5 protein-coding genes are annotated in these 7,256 nt (G+C 68.8%); 3 read left to right on the forward strand and 2 right to left on the reverse strand.

The features are described from left to right. Positions 1-114: 114 nt before the first annotated feature. Positions 115-1,002, reverse strand: coding sequence for a TetR/AcrR family transcriptional regulator (locus ABT115_RS30480; RefSeq protein WP_351796649.1), 888 nt, complete (start codon positions 1,000-1,002; stop codon positions 115-117). Between the two features lie 338 nt (positions 1,003-1,340). Here ABT115_RS30480 and ABT115_RS30485 point away from each other — a divergent pair, with 338 nt between their 5' ends. Further along, a complete protein-coding gene (locus ABT115_RS30485; protein WP_351796652.1) occupies positions 1,341-2,801 on the forward strand; it encodes an NAD(P)/FAD-dependent oxidoreductase in 1,461 nt (486 codons plus the stop codon). A 177-nt stretch (positions 2,802-2,978) separates the two neighbouring features. Then, positions 2,979-4,754: an ATP-binding SpoIIE family protein phosphatase gene (locus ABT115_RS30490; protein ID WP_351796656.1), complete on the forward strand. Its 1,776-nt coding sequence runs from the start codon at positions 2,979-2,981 to the stop codon at positions 4,752-4,754. A gap of 50 nt (positions 4,755-4,804) precedes the next feature. Here ABT115_RS30490 and ABT115_RS30495 read toward each other — a convergent pair whose 3' ends face one another. Continuing rightward, positions 4,805-6,106, reverse strand: coding sequence for an MFS transporter (locus ABT115_RS30495; RefSeq protein WP_351796660.1), 1,302 nt, complete (start codon positions 6,104-6,106; stop codon positions 4,805-4,807). A gap of 154 nt (positions 6,107-6,260) precedes the next feature. Here ABT115_RS30495 and ABT115_RS30500 point away from each other — a divergent pair, with 154 nt between their 5' ends. After that, positions 6,261-6,818 carry a MarR family winged helix-turn-helix transcriptional regulator gene (locus ABT115_RS30500; protein WP_351796658.1) on the forward strand — a complete coding sequence of 186 codons (558 nt, stop codon included), beginning with the start codon at positions 6,261-6,263 and terminating at the stop codon, positions 6,816-6,818. The last annotated feature ends 438 nt before the right edge of the window (positions 6,819-7,256 follow it).

Consider the following 7,256-nt stretch of genomic DNA (forward strand, 5'->3'; position numbering starts at 1 on the left):
CGGCAGGCAACGTTTGCCCGTCAAGGAGCGGCGTCCGGTGCGTGCTCTCGGCGTGCCGGGCGTCGCGACGGGGCGAACGTTGCCTGCCGCGGCACTAGCAGTTGCCAACCCCGTTCACGCGGCGGGTCGCGAGCGCAGCCCCTCCAGCAAGATGTCCAGAAGCCGGTTCGAAGCCGCAGCCTGCTGAGCCGCGTCGGGCAGCGAAGGCGCCGCTGTTGCGATGACCAGCAGCACATCCGCCACCGTCACGTCACGGCGCAGCTCACCGGCCGCCCGTGCCCGGTCCACCAGTCGGCCGACGACCTCCAGCAGTTCGTCGGCCCCCATGTCGTCGTCCTCGATGTCGGCCTGCTCCGAGCCCTGCCGCTGCTGAGGCACTCGTGTCTCGTCCTGACCACTGTCCGGGCCCGAGCCCGATATGGAGGCCGCTATGACCCCCGCCCCCCCGACCGCCTTCGAGTCGCCGGCATCGACATCGGCATCGACATCGACCCCGACCCGCAGCACCTGTGGCGGCAGCAGCCGCCCCGCGCCCGAGGCCACGGACGTCCGCAGGAAGCGCGACAGCGCCGACCACGGCTCTTCCTCCTGGCCCAGCGCGGTACGCGCCTGGTCCGTCAGCCGGGAGGTCTCCTCCTCGGCTATCCGTCGCACCAGCACGTCCTTGCTCGGGAATCGCCGGTACACCGTGCCGACTCCGACTCTGGCACGACGCGCCACGTCCTCCATCGGAGCCCCGTATCCCAGCTCGCCGAACACCTCGCGTGCGGCTCGCAGCACATGCTCCAGATTGCGCTGTGCGTCCACGCGGAGCGGAGCCGAGCGCCCGTTCGCCCCGTTCGCTCCGTTCGCCCCGGCCGTGCCTCCTGCTCCGGCCGCCGCGACCGTGCCCACCAGCCCCACTGCGTCCACTGTCCCCACCGCCCCGTTTCGTCCGCTTTCATCGGACGAATGGGACGTGACCGCAGCCGCGGTCTGCCAATGAGAATCCTGAATGTGCATAGCTTTCCCCCCGTTATGACGTCTCCCCCCGGAGACTTCCCGCCGTTTGAGTCAGAGAGTGGATCACGGCCCCGACCCGACACCCCGACGACATACGAACATAGTTGAGCCCGGGTCAATTCAGAAGGGGGTAGTTCCGCACGGAGCGCCCCCGATCGGAGCAAGGACCGGTTGGTCACTGATTCCGCCCCCGTCCGCCGCCCCCACTCCACCCCCTGACCTGCACAGCTTCCGTACCGCCGCCGCGATCAGCAGCAGCGGCCCGTCCAGAACCTCCGGTCACACAATGCGCCGGGGCTGTGGACAAACCCTTGAGCACGTTGCGTCATGGGGTGGTGATGGCTTCAGATTCCCGGGGAACACCCCCCGTCCCCCCGCCGGGGGTACGCATTCTCGTCGTCGGCGGCGGCTACGTCGGGATGTACACAGCGCTGCGTCTCCAGCGGAAGCTGAAGCAGAGACTCAGAAGCGGTGAGGCCGAGATCGTCGTCGTCACACCCGAGCCCTATATGACGTATCAGCCATTTCTGCCCGAAGCGGCGGCCGGTTCGATCTCACCGCGTCATGTCGTCGTGCCGCTCCGCCGGGTCCTGACGCACTGCAAGATCGTGATCGGTGAGGCACAGCGTATCGACCACGCCAAGCGCACCGCGACTGTCATCACCCTCACCACCGGGGAGGGCGGCACCGACGCCGTCGAGATCCCGTACGACGAACTCGTCCTGGCACCGGGCTCCGTCTCGCGCACCCTCCCGGTCCCCGGCCTCGCCGAGCACGGCATCGGGTTCAAGACCATCGAGGAGGCCATCGGCCTGCGCAACCATGTCATCGAGCAGATGGATATCGCCTCCACAACCCGCGACCCCGCCATCCGCGACGCCGCCCTCACCTTCGTCTTCGTCGGCGGCGGATACGCGGGCGTCGAGGCCCTGGCCGAGCTGGAGGACATGGCCCGCTACACCTCGCGGTATTACCACAACATCAAGGCAGAGGACCTGAAATGGATCCTCGTGGAGGCCTCGGGCCGCATCCTTCCCGAGGTCGGTGACGCCATGGGCACCTACGCGATCCGTGAGCTGCGCGGCCGCAACATCGACGTCCGCCTCGACACCCGGCTGGAGTCCTGCGAGGACCGGATCGCCGTCCTGAGCGACGGCTCCCGCTTCCCCACCCGCACTCTCGTGTGGACAGCGGGTGTCAAACCCGCACCGATCCTCGCCGCCACCGACCTGCCGCTCAACGAGCGCGGCAGGCTCACATGCATGGCGGAACTCACCGTCGAAGGGGTCGAGCACGCCTGGGCCGCCGGGGACGCCGCGGCCGTACCCGACCTGACCGCCGCGGAAACAGGCAAGGAGACCGCCCCCAACGCCCAGCATGCCGTGCGCCAGGCCAAAGTCCTCGCCGAGAATGTCCTCGCGTCGCTCAGCGGCGAACCCCTCAAGGAGTACCGGCACAGCTACGCGGGCTCCGTCGCCTCACTCGGTCTCCACAAGGGCGTCGCCCATGTCTACGGCCGTGAACTCAAGGGCTTTCCGGCCTGGCTGATGCACCGTACGTACCACCTCAGCCGTGTCCCGACGTTCAACCGGAAGGCCCGTGTCCTTGCCGAATGGACCCTTGCCGGGCTCTTCAAGCGCGAGATCGTCTCCCTCGGTTCGCTGGAACACCCGCGCGCCGAATTCGAACTCGCCGCAGGAGGCAAACGCCCCAGGCGGACCGGCCCGCCGAACACCGACGGCTCGCCGGGACCCGGCCGCCCACCAGGGCCCGACGGCCCGGCGGGGAACGGCGGCTGACTGCCCGTCGGCACCTGCCCGGGGCCCGGCCGTACCGACAGCTGTCAGTACGGTCCGTCACACTGGACGTGTGACCATAGGTGGGCCCACACCTGCACAGAGTGACCCGGCCGGCAGTGACCGACACCGAGCAGCCCGCCCGAGCGGACCAGACCGACACACGAGGCCAGAAATTCCGTGAACTTCACGCGTTGGAGCGCCCGCCTACCCGGAACGCAGCGCCGCGCCGCCGCACGGGACGACCGCAGTCCCGTGCCCTCGGCACGCGCCGAGTACACACAGCCCGAGACCGGGCCCCGCCCGCCGGACGGCGACGCGCGCAGTGACACGCCTGGCGGCAAGAGCGGCAACACGCACCACGACACGCACGGCGAACCTCCCAGGGACCGTGGCCCCGCCCTGAAGGATCTCTCCGCCTGTGACATCCTCGGTCAGCTGCCCGCCCTGGTGGCCCTGGTATGCGGCCCCGACCACCGGATCGCATACGTCAACGACGCCTACGCCGCCGCCTTCGGACCCCGCCCGGCCGGCGCCACCGCCGCCGAGGCCATGCCCGAGCTCACCGAGCTCAGCCTGCTGCCCCTCATGGACCAGGTCCTGCGCAGCGGCACACCCCGTACGGTCAAGTCCCGCAAGGTCCGCAGCGGCAATTCGTACACCGTGACCTGCACCCCTGTGCACAGGGACAGCGACGGAGACGGAGACAGGAACAAGAAACAGGGCAGAGGCAACAAGAGCAACAAAAGCAGGAACAAAGGCAGCAATGGCGGAGTGCTCGTGTACGCCGTCGACGTCACCGACCACGCCGAAGCGGCCGAACGACTCCGCGCCAGCGAGCGCCGCCACCGCGAAACGGCAGTCACTCTCCAGCGCTCCCTGCTTCCGCAGGAGCTGGAGCAGCCCGACGACCTGCGAATCGCCGCGACCTACCAGCCCGGCGGCACTGACGCCGCGGTCGGCGGTGACTGGTACGACGTCATCACGCTCGGCGCAGGCCGCACCGCTCTGGTCATCGGGGATGTGATGGGCCGTGGGGTGCGAGCCGCCGCCGTCATGGGCCAGCTCCGCACGGCCGTGCGCGCCTACGCGCGCCTCGACCTCCCACCGCACGAGGTGCTCCAGCTTCTCGACGGCCTCGCCGCCGAGATCGACGCCAGCCAGATCGCCACCTGCGTCTACGCGGTCCACGATCCGAACGAGGGCCGGCTCGTCTACGCCTCCGCCGGTCACCTCCCGATCCTGGTGCGCGACGAGGACGGTACGGTCCACCGCGCCGAGGACCCGACAGGCCCACCGCTCGGCACCGGCGGCTGGATCCACACATCGGGCACGATCGCGCTGCCGCCCGGCTCCACCGCGGTCCTCTACACGGATGGCCTGGTGGAGCGCCGCAGCGAGGACATCGACGAGGGCGTCGCCGCTCTGGAACGCGCCCTCTCCGGCGCAAAGGGTTCACCCCAGGTGGTCTGCGACCGGCTGATCCGCTCCCTCGGCGTCACCGCGGAACACGACGACGACGTGGCGGTGCTGGTGGTCCAGCACCCCGCCCGCACGGGGGCGGATGCGGAGCTGTTCCACAACGCCGCGCTCGATCTCCTCGGCGGAGTCGAAGCGGCCCCGCGCGCCCGCGCCTTCGCGACCGGCGTCCTGACGTCGTGGCGATTCCCGGTCGAACTCTGCGACCTGGGCGTACTGGCCGCCGGCGAACTCGTCGCGAACTCCCTCAAGCACGGCACCCCGCCGATGCGCCTGGGCCTGCGCCGCACCGACCGCCGCCTGATCATCGAGGTGACCGACGGCGACGACCACCTGCCGCGCCGCCGCCGCGCCGATCCGGCGGACGAAGCGGGCCGCGGCATCTCCATTGTCGCGACGATCGCCACGTCATGGGGCAGCCGCCGCACACCGGGCGGCGGCAAAGCGGTCTGGTGCGAATTCGCCCTGCCGCAGTAGGGGCCCTGCCGAAGCAGGACCCCTACTCATGCCTACTCACCCCTGCTGCCTCAGCGCGTGGTGACGGCGGAGGCGGCCACGGGCTCGGCCTCCGGCAGTGATACGGCCACCACCCTGGACGGCACCGTCTCGATCGAAGGCTGATCCTGTACGGGAGTGAGCCGCCGGCCGAGCCGCATCGCCAGGACCGTGATGCCCAGCGAGAACAGCACGAACGTCACGATGTACGGCCCGTGCAGCGTTGCCCCCATCGGCCCGCCCACGGCCGGACCGACCGCCAGCGCGAGCTGCTTGCACAGGGCGAACGCGGAGTTGTACTGCCCGACCATCGACTCCGGCGCCAGATCGGCGACCAGCGGCGCCACGGTCGGCGACAGCAGCGACTCGCCGAGCCCGAACAGCGCGTACGTGGAGATGAACGCGGCTGTCGCCATGGTCTGGCTGCCATGCCCGAGCCCCGCGTACCCCGCCACGACCCAGGCGAACGCCCAGATCAGACCGACCGAGGCGATGACCCGGCTGCGCCTGCGGCGCTCCACCAGACGCAGCACGACGAACTGCGCCACGACGATGGCGGCGGTGTTGGCGGCCAGCGCGATACCGAGCGTCGAAGGCTGGATGCCGGCGGCCTCGGTGCCGTATGCCGCAAGTCCGGACTCGAACTGTCCGTAGCAGGCGAAGAACAGCACGAAGCCCAGCACGCACAGCTGCACCATGGCCCGGTGCGAGAGCAGCGCCCGTAGCCCGCCCGGTGTCCTGGACCCGTCGGTGGACCTTGCGCCGGTGGGGGAAGGCGTACGGGACAGCCGCATCGTGGAGGCGACGACACCGAGCACGATGAACATCGCGGCCTCGATGAGGAACAGCAGGGTGAAGGTCTCAGGCCGGCTTGTGTCGACGATCTGCCCGCCGACCAGTCCGCCGATGCCGAGCCCGAGGTTCTGCAGGAAGAACTGCGTGGCGAAGGCGCGCGTACGGGTGGCGTTGCTGGAGCACCACACGAGCATGGTGGCGAGCGCCGGCTGCATGACCGCCGTACCTGCGCCGAGCACCGCGGCCGACAGCACGGCAGCGGTCACATCCGACGACAGACCGAGGGCGACCGCGCCCAGGGAAGCAAGGATCGAGGCGACGACGAGTACGGGCACCGGCCCGCGCCGGTCGATGGCACGCCCGGTGAAGGGCAGAACGGCGAGCGCTGCCATGGCGAAGGCCGCCAGCACGACTCCCGCCGTACCGGCACCCAGATCCCGTACCTGAGCCACATACACGTACAGATACGGAACGGTGAACCCCAGCCCGAACGCGCTCAGCGCGCTACCCAACTGGGTCCGCCGCAGTGCTGCACCCATCTCCCTGGTCACACTCACCTACCTCAAGGTGTCGAAGCGAATTGCCGAGTCACCCGAACGACTCGAACCCGAAGACTTTAGCACTAAAGTTAGAAGTTAAACAATTCAGGCTGAAGGACTTCGACGGCTTTGGAGGCGTGCCATACTGCCCGCCATGTCTGACACCACCGAGCAACCCGGCCCGCAGGAGCCGAGCCTCGACGAGCAGATCGCTGCCTATCAGCGCGAGTTCCGAGACCTGGACCCCCAGGTCGAGCAGGTCGTCTCGGCTCTGGGCCGACTGAACCGCCGGATGAACGTGGCGTACGGTCGCCAGCTCGCCGCCCTCGGCATCAGCAACGCCGAGTGGGAGGTCCTCAAGACCCTGGTCGTGTCCGGCTCCCCGTACCGCCTGGGCCCGGGAGAGCTGGCCAAGCGCCTCGGCCTCACCCCGGCGGCGATGACCCACCGCATCGACCGCATGGCGGGGGAGGGTCTGGTCACCCGCGACCGGGACGAGACCAACCGGGTGCGGGTGATCGTCGAGCTGACCGACGAGGGCCGTACGAAGTGGCTGGAGGCGATGCGCATGGCCTCCGACTTCGAGGCCGACTTGCTCCAAGACCTCGCGGGTGACGAACGTGGAGTCCTCGGCGACATGCTGATCCGCCTCCTGCGCCGCGTGGAACACGCCCAGCCGGACGCCGGCGGCCGCCTCACCGACCTGGACTGACCCCCTGTCGGACAGACAGGAAAACCGCTTGACCTGACGAGGTTGACACGCCCCTCCTCGATCCGTAAGGTACTTCGAGTTGCCACAGAGCCGGAACGGTTCTGCGGCAACCGATCCCGCCGCGAATGCGGCAACCAAAACTCAGCACGACCTCCCACTCGGGAAAATTTCGGCATGCCGAAATTGATTTCGAAGACTCGATTATGAGTCGCCGGGAAAATCCGCTAGAGTTTGGGCGTCGGAACGGCCCAACCGCCGGGAGGACAAACCCCGCTGACTGGGAATCAGGCCCGAAAGGATCTGATAGAGTCGGACTCGCCGGAAAGGGAAACGCGAAAGCGAAGAACTGGAAAGCGATCCCGTTTCGACCGGGAATCGGACACGAAAGAGTCTGATAGAGTCGGAAACGCAAGACCGAAGGGAAAAGCCCGGAGGAAA

It is taken from the genome of Streptomyces sp. NPDC001832 (genome assembly GCF_040297265.1).
In the GTDB taxonomy this organism is placed as follows: domain Bacteria; phylum Actinomycetota; class Actinomycetes; order Streptomycetales; family Streptomycetaceae; genus Streptomyces.